General features: G+C 60.8%; 20 protein-coding genes, 1 tRNA gene and 2 pseudogenes. 13 read left to right on the forward strand and 10 right to left on the reverse strand.

Features of this window, described 5'->3' with window-relative positions; genetic code table 11:
- From ACR2J1_RS04755 to ACR2J1_RS04765, 3 genes and pseudogenes are all read left to right on the forward strand, one after another.
- A pseudogene (locus ACR2J1_RS04755) lies at positions 1-132 on the forward strand (septum formation inhibitor Maf); the annotation flags it as partial.
- A complete protein-coding gene (locus ACR2J1_RS04760; RefSeq protein WP_434018195.1) occupies positions 129-350 on the forward strand; it encodes a DNA gyrase inhibitor YacG in 222 nt (73 codons plus the stop codon). The pseudogene ACR2J1_RS04755 and the gene ACR2J1_RS04760, both read left to right, overlap by 4 nt.
- 254 nt (positions 351-604) lie before the next feature.
- Positions 605-680, forward strand: a tRNA-Phe gene (locus tag ACR2J1_RS04765).
- Between the two features lie 31 nt (positions 681-711).
- On the opposite strand, the gene ACR2J1_RS04770 is transcribed toward ACR2J1_RS04765, so the two are convergent.
- Positions 712-1041, reverse strand: coding sequence for a hypothetical protein (locus tag ACR2J1_RS04770; RefSeq protein ID WP_434018196.1), 330 nt, complete (start codon positions 1039-1041; stop codon positions 712-714).
- 253 nt (positions 1042-1294) lie between these two features.
- Between ACR2J1_RS04770 and ACR2J1_RS04775 the strand changes: the two genes are divergently transcribed.
- Positions 1295-3661, forward strand: coding sequence for a DUF1989 domain-containing protein (locus tag ACR2J1_RS04775; protein ID WP_434018197.1), 2367 nt, complete (start codon positions 1295-1297; stop codon positions 3659-3661).
- Between the two features lie 15 nt (positions 3662-3676).
- On the opposite strand, the gene ACR2J1_RS04780 is transcribed toward ACR2J1_RS04775, so the two are convergent.
- Complete coding sequence (locus ACR2J1_RS04780) at positions 3677-5038, reverse strand: NAD(P)-binding domain-containing protein (RefSeq protein WP_434018198.1); 1362 nt, start codon at positions 5036-5038, stop codon at positions 3677-3679.
- Positions 5039-5236: 198 nt separating this feature from the next.
- Between ACR2J1_RS04780 and ACR2J1_RS04785 the strand changes: the two genes are divergently transcribed.
- The 3 genes from ACR2J1_RS04785 (at position 5237) to ACR2J1_RS04795 (ending at position 8580) form a co-directional block, all read left to right on the forward strand.
- Complete coding sequence (locus ACR2J1_RS04785) at positions 5237-6538, forward strand: ABC transporter substrate-binding protein (protein WP_434018199.1); 1302 nt, start codon at positions 5237-5239, stop codon at positions 6536-6538.
- A 157-nt stretch (positions 6539-6695) separates the two neighbouring features.
- Positions 6696-7568, forward strand: coding sequence for a branched-chain amino acid ABC transporter permease (locus tag ACR2J1_RS04790; RefSeq protein WP_434018200.1), 873 nt, complete (start codon positions 6696-6698; stop codon positions 7566-7568).
- The gene (locus ACR2J1_RS04795; protein ID WP_434018201.1) at positions 7561-8580 is read left to right on the forward strand and encodes a branched-chain amino acid ABC transporter permease; all 1020 of its coding nucleotides are present in this window, start codon (positions 7561-7563) and stop codon (positions 8578-8580) included. Before ACR2J1_RS04790 ends, ACR2J1_RS04795 begins: the two co-directional genes overlap by 8 nt.
- A gap of 4 nt (positions 8581-8584) precedes the next feature.
- Here ACR2J1_RS04795 and ACR2J1_RS04800 read toward each other — a convergent pair whose 3' ends face one another.
- The 5 genes from ACR2J1_RS04800 to ACR2J1_RS04820 all read right to left on the reverse strand — a co-directional run bounded on the left by ACR2J1_RS04800 (position 8585) and on the right by ACR2J1_RS04820 (position 11360).
- Positions 8585-9217: a hypothetical protein gene (locus ACR2J1_RS04800; RefSeq protein WP_434018202.1), complete on the reverse strand. Its 633-nt coding sequence runs from the start codon at positions 9215-9217 to the stop codon at positions 8585-8587.
- Positions 9168-9872, reverse strand: coding sequence for an ABC transporter ATP-binding protein (locus ACR2J1_RS04805; protein WP_434018223.1), 705 nt, complete (start codon positions 9870-9872; stop codon positions 9168-9170). Before ACR2J1_RS04805 ends, ACR2J1_RS04800 begins: the two co-directional genes overlap by 50 nt.
- On the reverse strand, positions 9865-10662 hold the full coding sequence (locus ACR2J1_RS04810) for an ABC transporter ATP-binding protein (RefSeq protein ID WP_434018203.1): 798 nt from the start codon (positions 10660-10662) through the stop codon (positions 9865-9867). The genes ACR2J1_RS04805 and ACR2J1_RS04810 overlap by 8 nt, the downstream gene beginning before the upstream one ends.
- 159 nt (positions 10663-10821) lie before the next feature.
- Entirely contained in the window at positions 10822-11004 is a 183-nt protein-coding gene (locus ACR2J1_RS04815) for a cytochrome P460 family protein (RefSeq protein WP_434018204.1), read from the reverse strand.
- Positions 10998-11360, reverse strand: coding sequence for a cytochrome P460 family protein (locus tag ACR2J1_RS04820; RefSeq protein ID WP_434018205.1), 363 nt, complete (start codon positions 11358-11360; stop codon positions 10998-11000). Before ACR2J1_RS04820 ends, ACR2J1_RS04815 begins: the two co-directional genes overlap by 7 nt.
- A gap of 254 nt (positions 11361-11614) precedes the next feature.
- Here ACR2J1_RS04820 and ACR2J1_RS04825 point away from each other — a divergent pair, with 254 nt between their 5' ends.
- The 4 genes from ACR2J1_RS04825 (at position 11615) to ACR2J1_RS04840 (ending at position 17934) form a co-directional block, all read left to right on the forward strand.
- Complete coding sequence (locus ACR2J1_RS04825; protein WP_434018206.1) at positions 11615-12118, forward strand: adenylate/guanylate cyclase domain-containing protein; 504 nt, start codon at positions 11615-11617, stop codon at positions 12116-12118.
- A gap of 835 nt (positions 12119-12953) precedes the next feature.
- Positions 12954-13226, forward strand: coding sequence for a DUF4915 domain-containing protein (locus tag ACR2J1_RS04830; RefSeq protein ID WP_434018207.1), 273 nt, complete (start codon positions 12954-12956; stop codon positions 13224-13226).
- A 176-nt stretch (positions 13227-13402) separates the two neighbouring features.
- A complete protein-coding gene (locus ACR2J1_RS04835) occupies positions 13403-14773 on the forward strand; it encodes an efflux RND transporter periplasmic adaptor subunit (RefSeq protein WP_434018208.1) in 1371 nt (456 codons plus the stop codon).
- Positions 14770-17934, forward strand: coding sequence for an efflux RND transporter permease subunit (locus ACR2J1_RS04840; protein ID WP_434018209.1), 3165 nt, complete (start codon positions 14770-14772; stop codon positions 17932-17934). The genes ACR2J1_RS04835 and ACR2J1_RS04840 overlap by 4 nt, the downstream gene beginning before the upstream one ends.
- Before the next feature lie 25 nt (positions 17935-17959).
- Here the strand turns inward: ACR2J1_RS04840 and ACR2J1_RS04845 are convergent, their stop codons facing one another.
- The 3 genes from ACR2J1_RS04845 to ACR2J1_RS04855 are packed head-to-tail and all read right to left on the reverse strand — an operon-like array spanning position 17960 to position 20999.
- Complete coding sequence (locus ACR2J1_RS04845; RefSeq protein WP_434018210.1) at positions 17960-18340, reverse strand: MarC family protein; 381 nt, start codon at positions 18338-18340, stop codon at positions 17960-17962.
- Positions 18341-18399: 59 nt separating this feature from the next.
- Positions 18400-19980, reverse strand: coding sequence for a cisplatin damage response ATP-dependent DNA ligase (locus ACR2J1_RS04850; protein WP_434018211.1), 1581 nt, complete (start codon positions 19978-19980; stop codon positions 18400-18402).
- Positions 19977-20999: a ligase-associated DNA damage response exonuclease gene (locus ACR2J1_RS04855; RefSeq protein ID WP_434018212.1), complete on the reverse strand. Its 1023-nt coding sequence runs from the start codon at positions 20997-20999 to the stop codon at positions 19977-19979. The genes ACR2J1_RS04850 and ACR2J1_RS04855 overlap by 4 nt, the downstream gene beginning before the upstream one ends.
- Before the next feature lie 171 nt (positions 21000-21170).
- Here ACR2J1_RS04855 and ACR2J1_RS04860 point away from each other — a divergent pair.
- Together ACR2J1_RS04860 and bcsS are read left to right on the forward strand one after the other, a co-directional pair.
- Positions 21171-21521 (forward strand): annotated as a pseudogene (locus ACR2J1_RS04860) (hypothetical protein); the annotation flags it as partial.
- Between the two features lie 31 nt (positions 21522-21552).
- Positions 21553-21924, forward strand: a complete 372-nt coding sequence (bcsS, locus tag ACR2J1_RS04865; RefSeq protein ID WP_434018224.1) for a cellulose biosynthesis protein BcsS — start codon at positions 21553-21555, stop codon at positions 21922-21924.
- Positions 21925-22151: the final 227 nt, after the last annotated feature.

The following is a 22151-nucleotide window of genomic DNA, read 5'->3' on the forward strand; positions in this document are numbered from 1 at the left end:
GTGGTGAAGCTGGTCGGCTCCTACACCAATATCGTGGGGCTGCCGCTCACCGAGACCACGGCGCTGCTGCGGAGCGAGGGCTATCCCGTGAGCATGTTTTGGCTCAACAAAACCGAGATCGAGACCGAGTGAAGTTGTCGTCGCGCCGCAAGGCTATCGCGCCCGCGACACGGCCGGCTGCAGTCAAGGCCGGCAAATGTCCGATCTGTGGCAAGCCTCAGGACGCCGGCTACCGTCCATTCTGTTCAAAGCGTTGCAGCGATATCGATCTCGGTCGCTGGCTCGGCGGCCGCTACGCCGTTCCCGGCGAGCCCGTCTCGACGAGGACAGAAGAGGACGACGAGGAATGAAACGAGTGGCTCGCTCTTCTTGATCGCCGGTCATTGCCGTGACTTGATGATCTCATCGTCGAACTGGAGAAGCGAATGTTCGCGGCTCTTGTCCAATGAAAAGCCGATGTTGCAGTCGGCTTGGCAGGCGCGCCGTAAAAGGACCCGACGATCTGTACTTTGGGCGGTCTCGACAGGGCCGCGACGATTTCTTATAAGCCAATGCCTTTCCGGGTACCGGCCGTTTATTGGCTTACAGAGCCGGTCCCATGGATGCCCAGGTAGCTCAGTTGGTAGAGCAGCGGACTGAAAATCCGCGTGTCGGTGGTTCAAATCCGCCCCTGGGCACCATTATTTCAATTAGTTAGTCTGGGTGGAGTCCTCAAGACCCTGCCCACGGAGTTCCGAAGACGCCTACGGCGAGTTCCGCCCAAACCAGGAGAAAGAGTGCGGCGATAATCAGTCCTGCAATGGCTCGGTGTGTCGGCTTGCGAAGACTCCCAAGGGCAAATTCGATCGCAAGCCCACCGCCGAAAAGCAAGATACCCATGATGACAAAGTCTGCGCCATCCCAACTCATTTGATCGGTGAGCTGCATCACCACAAAAGGCACTAGCAAGATACCTGCCGTCACAACGGCGACACGGATAATCAATGTGTTTTCAAAATCGGAGATGTCCGGAACGGAGGAGGCGACCCTGGTGGAACACACGCGCCGGGATGCACCGCGGAAAAATCAACGTCGGTTAAGTGCCAGTAGACTGGCGAAGCAGAGCCCCATTCTCCGCGCCTAACGACAGCCGCCTAACAGACAACGAACTACGAGACCTCACAAACGGCGAGACCCGGCTGATGGGTCGAACTGGTGTCCTCAGAACGTCTCGCCTCCACTTGCCAATCGCCCTTGATACGGGCCAGGGCCATCGCTAGCGTAGCGCTTCCTAAATAGGCCGACGGAATGCATTATGAATGTTCCAACCGACCAGATTGTCCGGGTAGGACCGCCGCTTCCCTCGGCCGTGATACGCCTGGGGGTGCCAGCGCTCGCACGTGGCGAGGAGCGTTATGAGGTGCCTGGCGGTGGCGCGATCGCGGTGCCGATTTATGCCGGAGATAGGGTGCGGCTCATCGACCTCGAAGGCATGCAGCCCTGCGAAGTCGTCAGCGTCGATGCTGCCCGCGTTACCGATCTCGCCATTCTTGGCATCGCAGGCAAGGGCGATGCACGCGGCCTCAAACAGATCTTGACTGGTGACAGCGAGAGCGCGCGTGCCGTGCGTTCGGGACTGGAGCGTCGTGGCATCGACCTTGCTTCCGCCAAAGCCGTCATGCTGTTCGGAGGCGAGTCTCGGGCCGGAGAAGATGCCGAATTCGCCGTCTCGGGCGACGGCTTACTGATCGTCGCCGCCCCAGGTCAACCGATGGACTCCGGCTCGCAGGATACAGCGACCTCGATCCGTGTTCACATCCTCCGCGGCCGCATTCTCCCGGCCAACGAATTGCCTCTGCCGGAGCCTCTCGCCGACCCGCTACACGACATTCGAGTCGCGAGGTCGACGGCTCAAGCCTACTTCGTGCGCGCGGGTGAATACATTCAGATCATCGACGTTGCGGGGCGCCAATGCACCGACTTTCAATGCTTCTCTGCGCGCAAGCTCGACAAGGGAGTGGAGCATCCGCTTGACGTCACCACCACGCGCTCGATGCTGGGCCAGAGCTATCCGCTTCCCGGGTTGTTCGCGAAAGCTTTCGATCAAGACATGCAGCCGCTTGTCGAGGTGGTTCGCGACACCGTTGGCCGCCATGATTCCTTCGCGCTCGCTTGCAGTGCACGCTATTACGATGCCCAGGGCTATCCGGGCCATGTCAATTGCACGGACAATTTCAATGCGCAGCTCGCCCCTTACAGCATCGCCCCGCGCAAGGGCTGGATGGCGCTCAACTTCTTTTACAATACCGGCATCGACGACCGGAATGTGCTCTATCTCGACGAACCCTGGTCGCGCCCCGGCGATTATGTTCTGCTGCGCGCGGTCACCGATGTGGTCTGCGTCTCGTCGGCCTGTCCCGACGACATCGATCCGGCGAATGGCTGGGATCCCACAGACATCCATGTGCGCACCTATTCCGACAAGCAAAGCTTCTCCAGAGGGGTGGCCTACAGAATGACGCCCGATGCAGAGCCGAAGCTTACGCGCGAAACCGCGTTTCATCCCCGCTTCGCCGCGTTGACGCGCCACCTCACCGAATATCGGGGCTATTGGCTTCCAACCCGCTTCAACGAGGGGCCGGTGGCCGAATACTGGGCTTGCCGCGAGCGCGCGGCGATAATGGATTTGTCGCCGTTGCGGAAGTTTGAGGTCACTGGCCCCGATGCGGAGTCTCTGCTGCAATATGCGCTCACCCGCAATGTCCGAAAGCTGTCCGTCGGTCAGGTCGTCTATACCGCCATGTGTTACGAGCATGGCGGTATGATCGACGACGGCACGCTCTACCGGCTTGGCGACAACAATTTCCGCTGGATCTGCGGCGATGACTACGCCGGCATTTGGCTGCGCGAGCTGGCAGAGCGGTTGGGTCTCAAGGCGTGGGTTCGCTCATCCACCGAGCAGCTTCACAACATTGCCGTGCAAGGACCGAAAAGCCGCGACATTCTGCGTGACGTCGTCTGGACCCCGCCGTCTCAGCCGACGCTGCAAGAGCTCGGCTGGTTCCGCTTCACCATAGGGCGCATCGGCGGCTTTGACGGCCCGGCGGTGGTGGTTTCGCGCACAGGTTACACCGGCGAGCTTGGCTACGAAATCTTCTGCCATCCCAACGACGCGCTCGCTGTCTTCGATGCGGTGTGGAAGGCGGGCGAGCCGCATGGGTTGATGCCGTTGGGATTCCAGGCCCTCGACATCCTGCGCATCGAGGCCGGCCTCGCCTTTGCCGGCTACGAATTCTGCGATCAGACCGATCCGTTCGAGGCGGGGATCGGCTTCACGGTACCCCTACACTCGAAGAATGACGATTTCATCGGCCGCGAGGCGCTGGTTCAGCGCAAGGCGCATCCGCAGTGCGTTCTGGTCGGCCTTGAGATGGACGGCGAAGAGACCGTTGCGCATGGCGACTGCATCCATAGTGGGCGGGCGCAAGTCGGTGTGGTCACAAGCGCCACGCGCTCGCCGATCCTGGGCAAGACTATCGCGCTGGCCCGCATCAATGCGGTGCACGCAGAGCTCGGAACATGTTTGGAGGTTGGCAAGCTCGACGGGCAGCAGAAGCGGCTGCCGGCGCGCGTCGTGCGCTTTCCGCATTACGATCCGGAAAAGACTCGCGTGCGCGCCTGAAACGTATCGGATCGCCTATTCCGCTGCGGCCTGGTCGCCTTTGACCGCAAGAAAAGCCGTCATGGAATCGTCCATTGCTTCAAGCCAAGGTGTGTGATGCGTCGGGGCCATGGTTCCGGTGCAGGGCGATTTGAACGCCTTGTTGCGGTAGCCGACAATCGAGTCGCCCTTGTCGTGCTCCCATTCCTTGAACTCTGCGACCGTCATGTCGATATCGAATTTCGGATAGTCCGTAGCGGCGCATAGCTCGCGCACGTAGTCGGCCTGGAAGTCGATCTTCTCGAAAGCGTCCTTCAAGGCCTCCTCGCGTTTCACCCAGGCCGCATCGTCCTTCGCCATCTCCTCCTTCGAGGGCAGCTTGATCCGGCCGAGGATGACATCGCGCGCATACCACGCCTGCGCGTCGAACATCGAGAACGTGTAAAACTGATCCTGCATTCCGAGATACATCACCTTCGGGTTGTCCATCCACATGATGCCTTTGTAAAGATGCGGCGGATGCATGCGATTATACGTGCGCAACTTCAGCTCGCTCGTCAGGAACGGGAAGTGATGCTGGTAGCCCGTGCACAGCATGATCGCATCAAAGTCTTTCGACGATCCGTCCTTGAAGTAGACCGTCTTGCCTTCGATCTTGGTCAGCAGCGGACGCTCGTCCATCGTCTCTGGCCATTTGAATCCCATCGGCTGCGTTCGCCAGCACATGGTCACCGACTTGGCGCCGTACTTATGGCATTGCAGAGCGATGTCCTCCGCCGAGTAGCTGGCGCCGACGACGAGGAGATCCTTGCCGGTAAATTCATTGGCGCTGCGGAAATCATGCGAGTGGAGAACGCGGCCGGGGAAGGTCTCGACGCCCGGAAACTGCGGTACGTTCGGCACGGAAAAATGCCCCGTCGCCACGACGACGTAATCGAACAATTCGGTATGCAGCGTGTGATCCTTCAAATTCTCGGTGGTTACGTAGAACTTGTCCGAGGCCTTGTCGTAGTTGACCCCGCGCACCACCGTCGAGAACTGGATCCAAGATCTGACATCTGCAGCTTTAGCCCGTCCTACGATGTAATCGTAGAGCACTTCACGCGGCGGGTAGGAGGGTATGGGCTGGCCGAAATGTTCGTCGAACGTGTAATCTGCGAACTCGAGGCATTCCTTCGGTCCGTTCGACCATAGGTAGCGATACATGCTGCAATGCACCGGTTCGCCATTCTCATCCAGGCCGGAGCGCCAGGTGTAGTTCCACAACCCGCCCCAATCTGCCTGCTTCTCGTAGCAAACTATCTCGGGGATTTCGGCACCGTTGCTTTTTGCCTGTTCGAAAGCCCGCAACTGGCTAAGTCCGCATGGGCCCGCTCCAATGACCGCAACTCGGGTCATACCTGCACTCCCTCGCTCGTATGATGTCAGCCGTCAGATATTACAACATTGTCGGCTCTACTTAGACTTGTCCAGGGGTCGAAAACCGGTTTAAGCTTTCAATCTCATTGCCCTCCTAACGGCGGCGGAACGGGGCAACACAGTCAACCGGTTCGCCCGTGGTCGCGGTCGGCCGCCCGTTCGATTTGGAGGGTCTTCATGACGAACAGTTTCCAGCCAAGCGCAATGAACCGCCGCGAGTTTCTCTCAACGACTGCCGCCGCTGCGTTGATGGCCAGCGTGTCGATGCCGAAAATCGCCTTCGGCGCCGATGAGGTTGTAAAGATCGGGTTCCTCGCGCCACTGACCGGCGCGGTCGCGGCCTGGGGCAAGCCCGGTCTTGACGGCCTGCATATCTGGGCCGATCGGGTCAACGGGGCAGGCGGCATCCCCGTAGGGGGCACAAACTATAAGGTCGAGTTTGTCGCCTATGACGACGAATATGACCCTGGCATCGCACGCACGGGCGCGGTCAAGCTGATCGGCGAGGACAAAGTTAAGTTCATCATGATGCTTGGCGGCGATCCTTGGCCGGGTGCTTCGCCTGTGGCGGCGAAGGAGAAGATGCTCGTCTCGACGCTTCTGCCCAGCGATCTGACGCCCGAAACCAAAATGCTGGTCGCGCCCTGCGAGGTGCATCCGATCTACAACGTCACGGGTGTTGAGTGGCTTGCGAAAACCAAGCCCGATCTCAAGACCGCTGTCATCTGCGCCCAGGATGACTCGCTCGGCAAGCCTTCGGTGGCGACCTATCTGGCAGCCTTCGAGGCCGCGGGTATAAAGGTCCTCGGCGACCCGATCTTCTTCGATCCCGCGACCACCGACTTTGCGCCGATTATGTCGAAGATGCTGGCGGCCAAGCCCGACATCGTCTGCCTCGATACCTGCTATGCCGATTACGTGCATCCGCTCACGGAGCAGGCCTTCCAGCAAGGCTTCAAAGGCACGATCATCTCCTGCACGGCGGACTTCTATCAAAAGATGATCGACAAGACCTCCAAGGAGTTCATGGAGGGTTTCGTATTTCAGTTTCCGGATTTCGACGACCCGGCGCTCAACGAGCCGCAGATCAATTTCAAGGACCCGAACGGTTTCTACGAGGAATACAAGAAGCGGTTCGGCGCCGGCGAGTGGAGCGCGGTGTCGTGGGAATATTCCTCGATCATGGACCTGTGGTCCGATGCGGCGCAGAAGGCCGGCACGACCGAACCAGAGGCTGTGCTCACAGCCATGAAGGCAGGCGGCAAGGGTAAACACATTTTCGGCGAAGCCGAGTGGTGGGGTAAAGAGCTCTTCGGCATCGACAATGCGCTTGTCGGCTATTGGCCGGTCGTCGTCATCGAGGACGGGAAGGCCAGGATCAAGGAGTACAAATCGATCCTGGAGTGGTGGGGAAAGAACAAGGATCTGCTGGTCAAGCACATGACCGCCCTCAATCAGATGTATACCCAGCGCACCTGACCGGACGCTTTCGCAGCATCACCGGCGATTGTAGCGAGCCCGGTCAAGTCAAACACTCCCGGTCAGGGGACGATGGCAGGTCGTGTCATGCCATGACCCGGACCAAGACGGCACAGTGTCCGCAACTCACTGCGAGGCGTCAGCGCGGGAATTCTGGATGACCCTTGATCTCTTTCTCCAGACAGTCGTGAACGCCACCTATGCCGCTAGCTATATGGCACTCATCGCGGTGGGCCTCGTGCTCATCTTTGGAGTGATGGGGGTCATCAACTTCGCGCATGGCGAGCTTTACATGGCCGGCGCCTACGCCGTCGTCGCGCTCTACGCGCAGAGCGGATTTCCATTCTTCCTATCCGTCGTCGTCGGTCTCGTCTTCGTCGGCATGCTTGGCCTTCTCATGGAATACGGCCTCTTGCGGCCTTTGCGCGACAATCCGCTCGGCGGCCTGATCGCTTCCATTGGATTCCTGTTGATCCTGCAGACGCTTGCGGTGCTCCAGTTTGGGGTGCAGATGGAGCACGTCCCGCCGTCGACCCAGGGCAAGATCGTGTTCGGGGATGGCGTCGTAATCACCTATCAGCGGCTCTACGTGGTCGTCGCCACGGTCGTGCTGTTGTCCGCGCTATGGCTGTTCTTGCGGAACAGCAAGTTTGGTTGGGCATTGCGCGCCTGCGCCCAAGATCGCGAGGCGGCGGCTTTGCAAGGCATGTCGATCAACAACACCGCGCGGCTTGCGATGTTCATTGGGGCCGCCCTTGCCGGCGTCGCTGGCGCCCTAACCGCGCCGCTCGTCGCGCCGACCCCTTATATGGGCCACCCGGTGATCATCACCGCATTCATCATCATCATCGTCGGCGGCATTGGCTCGCTGGAAGGCGCCGTGCTCGCAGCCATTCTCTATGCATTCGTGAACACCTTCGTCACGACGATCTACGATGGCACTCTCGCCAACATCGTCGGCCTGCTCCTGATGCTGGTCGTGTTAATCCTCAAGCCGACCGGCCTGTTTGGAGCCAAGGAACGTGCTTGAGCGCGCCGCAGCAAGCAAGACGTTGGCTTGGACGCTTGGCATTGTCCTGATCGTCGGCTGCCTGATCCTGCTCCCCCGGCTGCTCTCCCTTTCGCAGCAGGAGATCCTCGTGTTTCTGGTCATCAATATATTGCTGGTGACGAGCTACCGGCTGTTGACGCTCACCGGCGAATGGTCGCTCGCGCATATGGTGATCATGGGCGTTGGTGCCTACAGCTCGGCACTCGTCTCGAAAAAACTCGGTCTGCCCGTGTCGTTGTCGGTGCTGATAGGAGCCTCGAGCGCGGCGTTGCTCGCCGCCCTGTTGAGCTTCCCGCTGTTTCGCATGAAGGGCTTTTACTTCCTGATCGGCTCCTTCGCGGCTGGGGAGGTTATCCGTCTGATCTGGAAATGGAGTGAACTGACCTGGCTGTTCGGCGGGCCGAAGGGGATCAAGCTTATCCCGCCCTTTCCGGATATCGACGCGCTGTCGGTCAGTTTTTACAACCCGGTGAACTATTACTTTCTCTGCTTGATCGTCGTCGCCGTCTCTCTCGTTGTTCTTTATCGCGTCGAGCACTCGCGCATCGGCCTGACTTTTCACGCCATCCATTGGCAGGACAAGCTCGCCGAGTCCGTCGGCGTCAGCATCTTTCGCTATCGGATGCTGGCCTTCGTCGTCTCGGCTTTTTTTGCTGGGCTCGCAGGCGCTCTCTATGCGCACTATGTCGGCACCGTCAATCCCAACCGCTTCGGCGTGGAAGAGATGGTCTACGTCCTCATCTGGGCCATCGTCGGGGGAACTGCCACGTTCTACGGCCCGATTCTCGGCGTCGTCGTATTGACCATCCTCAACGAAGTTGTGCTGCGCGGGCTTGGGATGGATGCGATGCGTCCCATGTTTTACGGCGCGATCCTGATCCTCTTCATCTTGTTTCTACCCAACGGGCTTGAGGGCCTCGGACCCAAGATCCGGGAATGGATTGTTGCCTGGAGGCAGAGACGGGATGTCGCCGCGCAACTGGCGAAATAGCCCATCAGCGCGCATCGGCTGGGGCAGGGGCGAGAAGCAGGTAGGCGGCTGCCATAAGCTTGCGTGTATCGTTCAGCATGGCTGGTCGCTCGCGACGCCAGCGAGCCAAATGGTAGGCAGCGTCGAGCGGGAGCGCCTGAGCCGCGCCATGCACCGCCTCGACCCGCGAGGTCGCCTCAGCGGCCATCTGCTCCCAGCGCTCCTGCCACCGCGCCCGATAAATATCGCGGTGCAGGATTTCCATGCGCATATGAAATAGCGAGCTACGCGCGACGCGGGGCGCGTCCATCTGCGAGATCCACCTGTCGGCACGACGCCAGACCTCGAAGGCCTCACGGTAAAGAGGCAGGACGTTGGCATCGCCCGACAGGCTGAGACACAAGCCGAAATTCGCAAGGCTCGTGCCTAGACGGGGATCGCCCGTCTCGAATGCTTCACGCGCAAGCCGTAGCGCCCGACCCGTCTCTTCCTTCGCTCGTAGCAGGTCACCGCTTGCGAGGGCCTCGGCAGCGTGCTCCGCCGCGCGCTCCCAGTCGAGGTCCGCCTCGCGCCAGCCCGCCGCCAGCAGGTCATTGGAGCTCCAGGTCTCAACCACCGAGATAAGCCCGCCTGACGTGCTCGTTGTCGTGCAGCTCATGCGCGGGGCCCTTGAGAGCGATGCTGCCCGTCTCGAGCACATAGGCGAATCGAGCAAGCCTGAGCGCCATCTCCGCGTTCTGCTCGACCAGCACCACCGGCACGCCGCGCTCGACGATATCGCGGATGATGCGCGCGACCTCCTGCACCATCACCGGCGAAAGGCCCATCGAAGGCTCATCGAGAATCAGCATTTTTGGCCGCGACATCAGCGCCCGGCCGATGGCGAGCATCTGCTGCTCCCCGCCGGAAAGGGATCGCGCCCACTGCTTGCGGCGTTCCTTGAGGCGCGGGAAGTGGCGGACTACGTCATCGAAATCTGCGTTGATCGCTGCCTTGTCGGACCGGAGGAATGCGCCGGAGCGCAAATTCTCCTCGACCGTCAGGTTCGGAAACACGCGGCGACCTTCGGGAACATGGGCCACTCCCAGCCCAACGATCTTCTCCGGCGCCAGCCTATCGATGCGCTTGCCGGAAAATACGATTTCTCCCTGGCTGATCGGCACCAACCCCGAGATTGCGCGCAGCGTTGTGCTTTTGCCTGCGCCGTTCGCACCGATGATCGTGACGATGCCGTCGTTGGGTACGGTGATATCGATGCCCTTGAGGGCCGCCACCTTGTGATAGTGGACGTGGAGATTCCGTATCTCAAGCAGCATCGCCCGGGCTTCCCAAATACGCCTCTATCACCGACCGGTTGGCGCGGACGTCTTCTGGCGTTCCCTGAGCCAGCAGCGTACCGAAATTCATGACGGTGATGGTTTCGCATATGCCCATCACCGCTTGCATGTCGTGCTCGATCAACATGATCGTCACGCCTTGTTCGTCGCGCAGCCGCCGTACAAGTCCCGCCATCCGCCTTGTCTCTTCGGGATTCATCCCGGTGAACGGTTCATCGAGCAGCAGGAGCTTCGGCTCCGCGGCGAGCGCCACGGCCATGCCCAGCGCGCGTTGGTGGCCGTGCGGCAGGTTTGTGGCGAACTCGTCGGCCAGCGCTTGCAGGCCAAAGAAGTCGAGGATGTCCCGCGCCTTGCGGTCGGCCTTTGCTTCTGTGGCGCGGTCACGTCCGAAAACCCGGCGCAAGAGGTTGGCTTTGGCTCCGCCGTGGCAGCCGACGCGGACATTGTCTAGCACGCTCAGCTGGTTGAACAGCGTCGCGCCCTGAAACGTCCTGATCAAGCCAATCGCCGCGAGCGCGCTGGTCTCATGGCCCGAGATGTCTCGTCCCAGATAAATAATTTTGCCGGCGGACGGAGCGTAGAAGCCGCTAATCACATTAAAGGTGGTCGTTTTGCCGGCGCCGTTGGGCCCAATCAGACCATGGATCGAGCCTGCATATACGTCGACACTGAAGTCCTTGACGGCAACAATGCCGCCAAAGGTTCGGGCCAGACCGCGGACTTGGAGAATAGGGGACTCGGCGGACGGCCTGGACGGGTTCAGCATCGTTCCACCGGATAAACTCGGAGCCGAGATTGGCCCGATCTCGGCGCGCTTGCAAGGCCGAAACCCGGTCATCCTGATGGCCCCTACTCGAGCTGCTTGCTGAAGAAATAGGCGGAAGCTTTTTGTGCCAATAGTCGACATCGTCGGCTGATGTCATTCTTACCGCCTACCGCTCGGATAAGCCGTGAAAACATAATCCTTTGCCGCCACTATCGTATGGCACGCGACTCCACACTTCGCGCCAGTCCCTAGGGGCGTGAACGTGTCGGACGCAGCGTCATAGTTAAACTGGGCGTATCCCCAGTTGCCGCCCTCCGCGCACCTCTTGCTGTCCCTCACCATGAATCAATGTCATGCAGGGTGTCCGGGACTATCGTCGGAGCGGGGGCTTCCGCACTCTTCTTTGCGTTCCGATGGATCTTCGCCATCTTGACGCCGTCGGGGAAAGGCTTGCCGTTCCCGGGAACGCCAGCCTGGTAGGCCGCGATCATCTCGGGATTGCCGAGGATCAATACGAGCAGGTCTCCGGTCTGACTGACGGCGATGACCTGCCAGTTTTCGTATCCCCTGAATTCGGAGAACGCGAGCCCATCTGGCACTTGCACAGCGTACTTATCCTGCGCGGAGATGGCCGCGCCGCCCACGGCGGGGAGGCTGACCGCAACAAGCACGATCGGCCAAGTTGGAATCCTGATCATGGCTTACCCCTGCGCTAATTTTGCACGTCAAGTCCATCGCGGCTGTTCGACCGGAAAGAAGAAGACGACGTCCCGTTGCTGTTCTAACGTTGGTTCGCAGCTGGAAAATACGGACCCGTGGGCTGGCTATAATCTCACACGACGCTGGCACGATCCACAAACGGCGTTCGATTCGACTGAACTGAACGTTTGGACACCCTCTAATTCAGCACCGTGTTCTTGTAGATTTTGCCATCCTTCATGATCACTGCGACGTGACCAATTTCACCGCCTATTGCGACAAGCATGAGCCGGAGGACGTGGTTTCGCGCCTCGATGCACTCTTCGTCATTTTCGAGCGCATTGCCGCCAAGCATGGGCTGGAGAAGATCAAGACGATCGGCGATGGCTTCATGGCGGCCGCAGGGTTGTTGAACAAGGTCGACGATCCGTTGGGCGCGGCGGTTCGCTGCGGCCTCGAAATGTCCTCCACCTTGATCGATGCTCATCTCGACTGGGAGGTGCGGGTTGGCGTTCATGCCGGGCCTGTCGTTGCCGGCGTGGTCGGTCAGGAGCGCTACCAGTTCGACATCTGGGGTGACACGGTCAATGTGGCCGCCCGTATGGTCGGCATGAGCGTCCCGGGGAGCGTAGCCGCAACAAGCCACATCTGGGAGCAGCTGGCATCAGTCTTCCAGGGCGAGGCGCTCGGCGAGTTGGAGATCAAGGGCAAAGGCGCGGTTGCGGTGTTTGGGATCCGCAGTCGTCCCTTGGTTTGAATGTTATACCCAGTGGCTGAGGCCAGGGGCGCCGGGGCGCAATCACTACGCATGGGAGACGACGGTTGCGGAGGAGCGTGCGCACAATCCGCATGCTAGAGACGGTATCAGCGAAGACGCGCTCGCGGACCTGCGGGAAGCCCGAGATGCGAATCTCGCCGCGCCGCACCTTCTCATGCCATCGATCCAGGTGAATATCCGCGCTGGCAAGCTTCCCCCCGCGGAAGCCAACGGGGTTCGCTACTTGAAGATTCCGGTGCAGCTCTTCGCTGAGCCGCCAATCTCGGTCCCCGATAAACTCAGAATCTCATTTTGAGCACCATTTGAACCAATCGGTGCCCAACGCGTTTGCTAGGCGTAAACGGGAGACAATACATAGGGGGATATCATGCGTCTCATTATCGCGTTCACGATTATCGCTGGCTGTGTCGGCCTCGGCGGTTGCTTTCATCACAACTCCGCCGTCATGACCGAACCGCTTCCGCCGGTGGCCAGCCCGCCGCTGAAATAGCGGATTTTTATCATCCCAGCTCAGATTTCCGCTGGAGGCCGCGCGGTCTTGGTCTCAGCCCACTTAGCGAGACCGGACCGGCGCGGTGTTGGTGTCTGGGCGGATATAGCGCCGCACGCCTACTCAGCCTGCTTAAGCAGATAATCGGCGACATCGTCGTGCATTGTGAAGATCGCATCCTTGACGTCGCCTTGTGGTGCCTTCCGGTTGATCGCGTCCACGACCTGCCCCCAGAAGTCCTTGGGGAGCTCGATTCTTCGCAGCGAATGGAGCAGGTGGTTCTCTGTCCGGGCTTTGCCCGCGGTCTCTCATTCTGGCGGGGCTATGCGCTCGTCGCGACGTCGCTTCAAAGGTCTCGAGCTCGGGGACAATATCCAGAGTCGCGACGGTGAGCCTCGCTGCGGCGCCTACATCATCGATACGCGCAATGGGGACATGATGCATTGGATCCGCTTCGAGGGTGCGGTGCGCGAGCTTTTTGACAGAGCCTTCTTTCCCGGTGTCGGTGCGCCAATGTGCGTCGGCTTAGGCAATCCCGAGATGCGGACTCTCATCACCTTCGATGGTGAGCGCGGACACGCCAAGATCGAGGTCTGATCCTGGGCGTCACATTGCCGCGATTAAGCGCACCCAGTTCGCTTTTCTGTCCCCTCCGAGCAACCTGGCTAAAAATTGGGCGTTGCTGCGACGTGGCATCATTTTGCGCCCCTGCATTCCCAGAGTAAGCTGGCGCATCGATTCCCATCCCAGCAGCCGGTCGCAAGGCAGCCTTCATGACCGAAAAACGCAACCGAAACGGCTCCTCCCGACGCGCGTCACGCGGCGAGGAGGACGAGGCCGAGCCGCCGTCGGAGGAGACAGCGGCGCGCGGTCCGGACGCCGCGCCAGATCGGTCCGTTGAGGAGAGAGAGGCGCAAACGACAGCCGCGCCTCCCGCGCCTGCGCGCCGGCGGGGAATGGGTCTGGTTGTCCTTCTTTTGCTCGTCGTGGCGCTGGCGGCGGTTGGCTACCGCTACTGGGGTTTCTGGCAAACCGAGCCGACGACCGCCGCAGCACCTCCGCCGCCGGCCGTGACGGTGGCCAAGCCCCTCGTGCGCGAGATGCAGGAGTGGAGCGACTTCACCGGCCAATTCGAGGCGCGGGAGGCGGTCGAGATCCGGGCTCGCGTCAGCGGCTATCTGGAATCCGTCAATTTCACCGATGGCCAGATCGTCAAGAAGGGAGATCTCCTCTTCGTCATCGAGCCCAAGCCATTTGAGCTCGCCTTGCAGACAGCGAAGGCCCAGCTTTCCCAAGCGGAGGCGCAGCTCGATCTTTCGAAGGCACAGCTCGATCGGACGGCACAGCTGCGCAAGAATGAATACGCCACCCAGGAGACCTATGACGAGCGGGTCGCGCAGGTGAGCATCGCGACCGCGGCTCGTGATTCGGCCAAGGCGGCGGTCGATCAAGCCCAACTCAATCTGGACTACACACGCGTCACGGCGCCGGTCTCCGGGCGCATGGGCAGGCATGAGGTCAGCGTCGGCAATCTCGTGATGGGCGGCATCACGGGGAACACGACTCTGCTCACGACGATCGTCTCGCTCGATCCGATTTGGCTGACCTTCAACGTGAGCGAAGGCGACGGCATGACCTATAAGCGGCTGGTGGCGAAGGGCGAGATCAAGTCGCCGCGGGATAATCTCGTCCAGGTTCAGGGTCAGCTGATGGACGAGAAGTCGTGGACCCTGAAAGGCACCATCGATTTTGTCGACAATCAGTATGACCGCTCTTCTGGCACGATCCGCGTGCGTGCTGCGTTCCCCAATCCTGATCTCTTCATCACCCCGGGACAGTTCGGCCGCGTTCGCGTGCCAATGTCGCAAGACCGTCCAACCATACTTGTGCCGGACGCAGCCGTTGTAACCGACCAATCCACCAAAATGCTGTTCACGTTTTCGGCTGACGGTACGGTGGTGCCGAAGCCGGTCGAGCTCGGCCCCGTTACCGACGACGGCTTGCGTGTCGTCCATTCCGGCATCACCGCGGACGATCAGGTGATCATAAATGGCCTCCTGCGCGCCAGGCCCGGCCAGAAAGTCACGCCCGAGCAAGGCAAGGTCGAAGGATCGGGGTCAGCGCCCTCCGGCAAAGCCCCATGAACATCTCGCATTTCTTCATCGACCGCCCGATTTTCGCGGCCGTGATCTCTATCCTGATCACGCTGGTCGGAGGCGTGGCCTATTTCAGTCTGCCGGTGGCGCAATATCCCGATATTGCCCCGCCTTCCATTCAGGTGACGGCTTCGTATCCGGGGGCGTCCGCCGACATCGTCGCCAAGACCGTGGCGACACCCATCGAGCAGGAAGTGAACGGCGTCGACGACATGCTCTACATGACGTCGCAGTCGACGAGCGACGGCAACATGGCCCTGACCGTCACTTTCAAGCTCGGCACCGACCTCGATACCGCGCAGGTGCTGGTGCAGAACCGCGTGGCGATCGCCCAGCCGCGCTTGCCGGAAGAGGTGCGGTCCATCGGCGTCACCGTGGTGAAGCAGTCTCCCGACCTCATGATGGTGATCCATCTGTATTCGCCGGACGATTCCCGCGACCTGCTCTACATCTCGAACTACGCAACACTGCACGTGAAGGATGTGCTCGCCCGTATCGACGGTGTGGGCAACGTCACGGTGTTCGGTGCGCGTGACTATTCCATGCGCATCTGGCTCGATCCCGAGAAGCTTGCCATCCGCGATCTGACGGCCGGCGACGTCATCAACGCGCTGCGCGGCCAGAATGTGCAGGTCGCCGCAGGTGTCATCAATCAGCCGCCCGTGCCCCAGCCGGGGGCGTTCCAGCTTAATGTGGAGACCCAAGGGCGCCTCGCGGATCCTGCCGAGTTCGGCAGGATCATCGTGAAGTCCCAAAGTGACGGCCGCGTCGTGCGCGTGAGCGATATCGCGCGCGTGGAGCTTGGCGCTGCCGACTATCACCGCAATGGCTATCTGGATGAGAAGGTGGCCATCCCGATGGGCATCTTTCAGCGCCCGGGGTCGAACGCGCTTCAGACCGCTGCCGCCGTCCAGGCCAGCATGGCAGACCTTTCCAAGTCCTTTCCGCAAGGGCTCCGCTACGACATTGTCTACAACCCCACCGTTTTCATCTCCGAGTCCGTGGATGCGGTGCTCACGACCATGATCGAGGCTGTCATCCTCGTGGTGGTCGTGATCATTCTATTCTTGCAGACATGGCGCGCCTCCATCATTCCGATCGTGGCCATCCCGGTATCGCTGATCGGGACGTTCACCGTCCTCGCCGCGCTCGGCTATTCGCTGAACAATCTCTCTTTGTTCGGGCTTGTGCTGGCGATCGGTATCGTCGTGGACGACGCCATCGTCGTTGTGGAGAATGTCGAGCGCAATATCCGTGAAGGTCTCTCTCCGCGGGAAGCGGCGTATAAAACCATGGAGGAAGTCGGCGGGGCACTCATCGCCATCGCGCTCGTGCTGTCCGCCGTGTTCATCCCTTCGGTGTTCCTGAGCGGCATTCTCGGCCAGTTCTTCCGCCAGTTCGCCGTTACCATTGCCACCGCGACGATTATCTCGCTCATCGTGTCGCTGACCCTAAGTCCGGCTTTATGCGCGCTTTTGTTCAAGCCGCACGAGGCCGAGCCGGCGCGGCGAAGCATTTTCACGCGCCCGATCAGGGCCTTTTTCAATGGGTTCAACCGCGCCTTCGAATGGACGTCCTCTCGCTACGGCGCGATGACGGCGCGACTGGTTCGCGTTTCGGCTCTGATGCTTATTGTCTATGCGGGCTTGATTGGCCTGACAGTTTTCCAGTTCAGGGCCGCCCCAACGGGTTTCATTCCAGCGCAAGATCTCGGCTATCTGATCAATATTATCCAGCTGCCGCCCGGGGCATCGCTGTCCCGCACCGATGCGGTTGCAAGGCAAGTGACGAAGATCGTCCTCGACACCCCAGGCATTGCCCACGCCGTGCCGATTGTCGGGCTCGATGGCGCGACCTTCACCAGTGCGCCCAATGCAGCGGTCGTCTTCACTCCGCTCGATCCTTTCAAGGAACGCGCGGAACGGGGAGAAAGCGGCCAAGCGATCATCGCTAGCCTCAATCAGAAGTTTGCGGCGATCCAGGACGCTTTCGTCATCAGCGTGTCTCCACCGCCAGTACGCGGCATCGGCACGACGGGCGGCTTCAAAATGGAGGTGCAGGACACCCATGGCGGCGACTTGGCCCAGCTTGAAGAGGTGGCTCAGTCGATCGTGGCAGCGGCGGCTCAAGAACCTGGTCTCGCCGGGGTCTTTACGACCTTCAACACACGCACGCCGAAAATCTATGCCGACATCGATCGCGTGCGCGCGGAAATGCTCGGGGTCAACACCGACGACATCTTCCAGACGCTTGAAGTCTATCTCGGTTCGAGATACGTCAACGACTTCAATTTCCTCGGGCGCACTTATCGCGTCATGGCCCAAGCCGACGGCGATTTCCGCCAGGACCTCCATTCCGTTGCGCAGTTGAAAACCCGCAACGCCGCGGGACAGATGGTGCCGCTCGGCTCCGTCGCATCCTTCCGCGACATCATGGGTCCGTATCGTGTCGAGCACTTCAACCTGTTCCCGGCCGCAGCCGTGCAAGGCGGGACTAAGCCGGGGTTTTCCACAGGCTATGGCCTCGAGACCATGGAGCGCCTGGCGAACGCGAACCTGCCCGACGGCTACGCGTATCAATGGACCGAGCTCGCTTATCAGGAGAAGCAGGCGGGCAACACCGCGATCTTCGTCTTCGCCGCGTCCGTCGTCTTTGTGTTTCTCCTTCTCGCCGCGCAATATGAGAGTTGGGCTTTACCGCTCGCGGTTATTCTCATCGTGCCCATGTGTCTGCTCGCCGCGGTGAGCGGGCTACTTCTCCGCGGCATGGACGTGAACATTCTCGCTCAGATCGGCTTTGTGGTGCTCATCGGGCTCGCCGCGAAGAACGCGATTTTGATTGTGGAGTTTGCGCGCCAGAACGAGGAGCATGGCGAGGATCGCTTCCAGGCGGCGACGGAAGCCGCGCGCGTGCGTTTGCGCCCAATCCTGATGACGTCATTCGCCTTTATTCTTGGTGTCGTGCCCCTGGTCATAGCCACGGGGGCGGGCGCCGAGATGCGCCAGTCCCTAGGTACGGCCGTGTTCTTCGGCATGATCGGGGTGACGATTTTCGGGCTGATTTTCACCCCCGTGTTCTACGTGGTGGTGCAGAAATTTGCCCGGAAGCCTCACGAGCATACAGCGCCGCGGCGCGCCCGCGCGGAGTAGCCCCGCATTCGAGGTTGTTCTGGCCTCAGCCGAAGAGGCGCGCCTCGGCGAGCCCATTTAAAATGGATTGCACCGCGAGAGCCGCCAGCAGCACCCCGAACACGCGGACGATGACCTCGCGCGCCGTGACGCCGATGACGTGGTGTATTTCCTGCGCAACCAATAGCAGCATGAGCGTGACAAGCATGACGGCGAGGATCGCGGCAATGACCGCCCGAGAAGCGTGAAGTCGCCCCTGGTGCCTGCCTGCAAGCACGATCGCGCTCGTCATCGCACTGGGTCCGGCAATCAGCGGCGTGGCGAGCGGGAAGACCGCGAACTCGGCGTGGCGCTCGGCCTTGGTTTCCGCTTCTTCGCTCTCCTTGACCGACAGCGCGACAGGTTCCGGACGCTTCGACAGCGTCATATCGAGAGCTATCGCGCGGCTCTAAAGAAGCTTGCTGCGGGCGATCACGCCCATTACGCCTAGACGATCATCGCCTGTAGCGTCTCCAGCCGGTCCGCTTCCTCGGCTGGCTTGTCCCAGCGGATGCGATGGATGCGTGGGAAGCGCATCGCGACGCCGGACTTATGCCGGCCGGAGCGATGCACGGAATCGAAGGCGACCTCGAAGACGAGCTTGGGCTCCACCTGGCGAACCGGACCGAAACTTTCCATCGTGTGATTGCGGACGAACGCGTCGAGCTGCTTCAGCTCCTCATCGGTGAAACCGAAATAGGACTTGCCCACGGGCACCAGCTCGGGCTCTCCATTTTCACCGTCGCGCCAGGCGCCGAACGTGTAGTCGGAATAATAGGACGAGCGCTTTCCGCTGCCGCGCTGCGCATACATGAGCACGGCATCGAGCGTCAGCGGCGCGCGTTTCCATTTGAACCAATGTCCCTTCGGCCGCCCGGCAATATAGGGGCTGGCGCGCCGCTTCAGCATCAGGCCCTCAATGCCGGTTTCGCGCGCCGCGGACCAAAGCCGCTCCAGCTCCGCCACCGAGGTAAAGTCGATAACCTCGGAAATGTCGGTACCCTCTGGCGCCACGCGTTGATGCCACGCCTCGAGTCGTGCGCGCCGCGCGATGAAGGGAAGGGGGCGCAGATCCTCCTCGTCCTCGTACAGCATGTCGTAGAGGCGGATATGGGCCGGGTAGGATTTAAGCATCGCCGGGGTCACTCTCTTGCGGTTCAAGCGCTGCTGCAGCTCGTTGAAGGGTTGAACTTCGCCTTCGCGCAGCACCAACAACTCGCCATCCAGCACCACGCCCGGTGGTATAGCCTCCGCCACATCGGGAAAGCTGCGTGAGATGTCGTCACCCGTGCGCGAGAAAAGCCGGGTCTCCCCGCCCTTGCTCGCCGCCTGCACACGGATGCCGTCCCATTTCCATTCCGCGACGAAATCGCCGGGATGGATGAGTGCGAGCTCCTTGTCTTCGATCTGATGCGATAGCATCAGCGGCCTGAAGGTTGGCGTCGCGCCGGCCTCGGGCCGTGCCCCCGAGGCTGAGAGCCAGCTGAAAAGCTCAAGATAAGGAGGCTGCACGCAATGCCAGACCTCCTCGATATCGGCGATCGGCACGCCCGACCATTGCGCCAGAGCCGTCTTGGCCAAGCGCGCCGAAACTCCAACGCGCAGCGCTCCAGTCATAAGTTTCAGAAGCGCCCAGCGCTCCGTCGAGTCGAGCCGATCGAGCAGACCTGCCAGGAGTCCCGGGATATCAAGTGCGGTCGCAGTCTGGAGGCTCGCCACCACCTCCCCGAGCGGCGGCACGTTCTCGCCGCTGTGCTGCGCGGGCCAGAGGAGAGCGATGGTTTCGGCCGTGTCGCCGACATAGTCGCGAGAGAGGTCGAACAGGACCGGGTCTACCCGCTGGGAAATCATTTCGCCGAGGATGCGCCGCAGCGGCAGCCGGAAGAACAGCCCATCGGTCAAGGCAGCCAAGGCAAAGCCTCGGTTGGGATCTGGCGTCGAGGCGAAATAGTCGGCGAGCAGGCGCAGCTTATCGTTACGCGACGGCGTATATGACAGGCGATCGAGAAGGGAAGCGAAGGCCCTCACGAATCCTCATCCTCCCTGCCCACCCTGCCCACGAGCGCGAGCGCGCGGCCACGCCGGCCGGTGGACTCGATGTGATAGAGCAGTGCCTCCTCGCGACCGTGCGTAACCCAGATTTCTTCCGCGCCGGTCTCGGCGATGGTCTGCGTCAGTTCATTCCAGTCGGCATGATCGGAGATCACGAGCGGGAGCTCGACATTTTGCTGGCGCGCTCTCGCGCGCACACGCATCCAGCCCGAGGCTAATGCCGTAACCGGGTCCGGCAACCGCCGCGACCAGCGGTCGGCGATAGCGCTCGGCGGTGCAAGTACGATCGCTCCGACGAGATCTTCGCGCTTCGCTCCGGTTGCGGATTTTAGTTCGCCGAGGCGCACGCCAATCGATTCATAAAGCGCGCAGCATTCTGCCAGAGCGCCGTGCAGGAAGATCGGCTCGTTGTAGCCGGCCTCGCGCAGCAAGGCGATAACCCGCTGGCTCTTACCGAGCCCGTAGGCACCGACGACATGTGCACGATCTGGAAATTGCGAATGCGATTTCAGCAGCTTTTGGATCTCACCCCGCGCGCTGCCATGGCTGAACACAGGTAGGCCGAAGGTCGCCTCGGTAATGAAGAGATGACAAGGGGTGAGTTCGAAGGCAGGGCAGGTTGGGTCCGCGCTGCGCTTATAATCGCCGGAAACGACAACGCGCGCTCCCTGCCATTCAATGAGAACCTGGGCGCTGCCGAGAACATGGCCTGCAGGGATAAGCGTGACCGAGACATCGCCGATGCGAATAGGTTCGCCATAGGCGGCCCTTTGCGTGCCGAGACGAGCGGCGCCTCCTAGCCGCACGCGCATGACAGCAAGGGTCTCTTCCGTGGCAAGAACATGGTCGTGACCGGCGCGCGCATGGTCCGAATGGCCATGCGTGATAACAGCCCGCGAAACCGGACTATGCGGATCGACGTGAAAGCCGCCGGGCCGGCAAAAAAGACCGTGACGATCGACAGTAAGCCACGAAGCGAATTGAGCCGGTTTCATATTTATTGCCGCCTGTGACGAACAAAACACGTATTCGGAGCGAAAAACCTAATCCGCCGCTACCTCAAATTGCACAACACCAAAACCTAACGCTTTAGTTGCTGTACCGGGTCTTAGTCGGCCTTCCCAAGACGCAGCATAATCAAGCGGGGTGTTGCGACGGATGTTGCCATGTGGGGTTGTCCGAGCACCGGTTGGGTCAAGTGCTGCCGCATCCCCGGCGCGAGGGCTTTTGCGCTTCTCGGCCTGCTGACTTGCCCGCCCGCTTATGCAGAGCCAGAGCGGCCCCGAGCCGAATTCTTCACCGGGTTCGAAGCCAGTGATAACTACGCAAGCGGCTATGTGGGCGGCGGTTACGCATTCGGCAAGGGACTTTATGAGGAAAGCTTCAGACTTCGCGCGGTCGGAAGCTTTGGCCGCTATCACTACAATGGCAGCCTTCAGGTCGACGATGCTTGGAGCCCTATCACCTTCGATGGCGACGCCAGCTTCGCCGCGGCCCTGATCGGATACGAATTTCACCGCGGGCGGCTTATCACCAAACTTTGCGGGGATCGAGGCGGTGGATCAGCACATCGTGCCATTCGATCCCAACAACGCCGCTCAGGGCCGCGAACTCGGCGCGCGGTTCCTCGCCGAGAACTGGAACCTCTCGCCCGTTTTGTATCTTTCGGTTGATGCGGCCTACGGGACAGCGTTCCAGGATTATTGGAGCCGGGCGCGCCTTGGCTATCGCCTCAGACCAAAATTATCGACTGGGCTCGAAGGCGGCGCACTCGGCAACGAGGAATATAGCGCGGGTCGCACCGGTGGCTTCGTTCGCTTCGATTTCCTCGACACCGAGCTGACATTGGCAGGCGGCTTCACAGGCAACTATCTGTTGGATGATCCGAGCGGCTATGTCTCGCTCGCTGTGCATCGTTAGAATGTACCTGGCTTGAGCCGAGGTGCACTGCCGGTCCCGCTCCGGCAGTGCTTTTGGCCTCATCGGCGAGTTGTCTCCCTGCCGGATCGCAATAGCGGATCCCAAAGCAGCATCGCCGTCTCTATCGTGCATTCTGTGTAGGAGGACGTCTTGAGCCTTGGCCCCGAGACTTGCTCCAAAGATAAGATGACGTAAGCAGCAGGCCAAATCAACGCGTGTTGAAGGTT

The organism is Methyloceanibacter sp., from assembly GCF_050999895.1.
In the GTDB taxonomy this organism is placed as follows: domain Bacteria; phylum Pseudomonadota; class Alphaproteobacteria; order Rhizobiales; family Methyloligellaceae; genus Methyloceanibacter.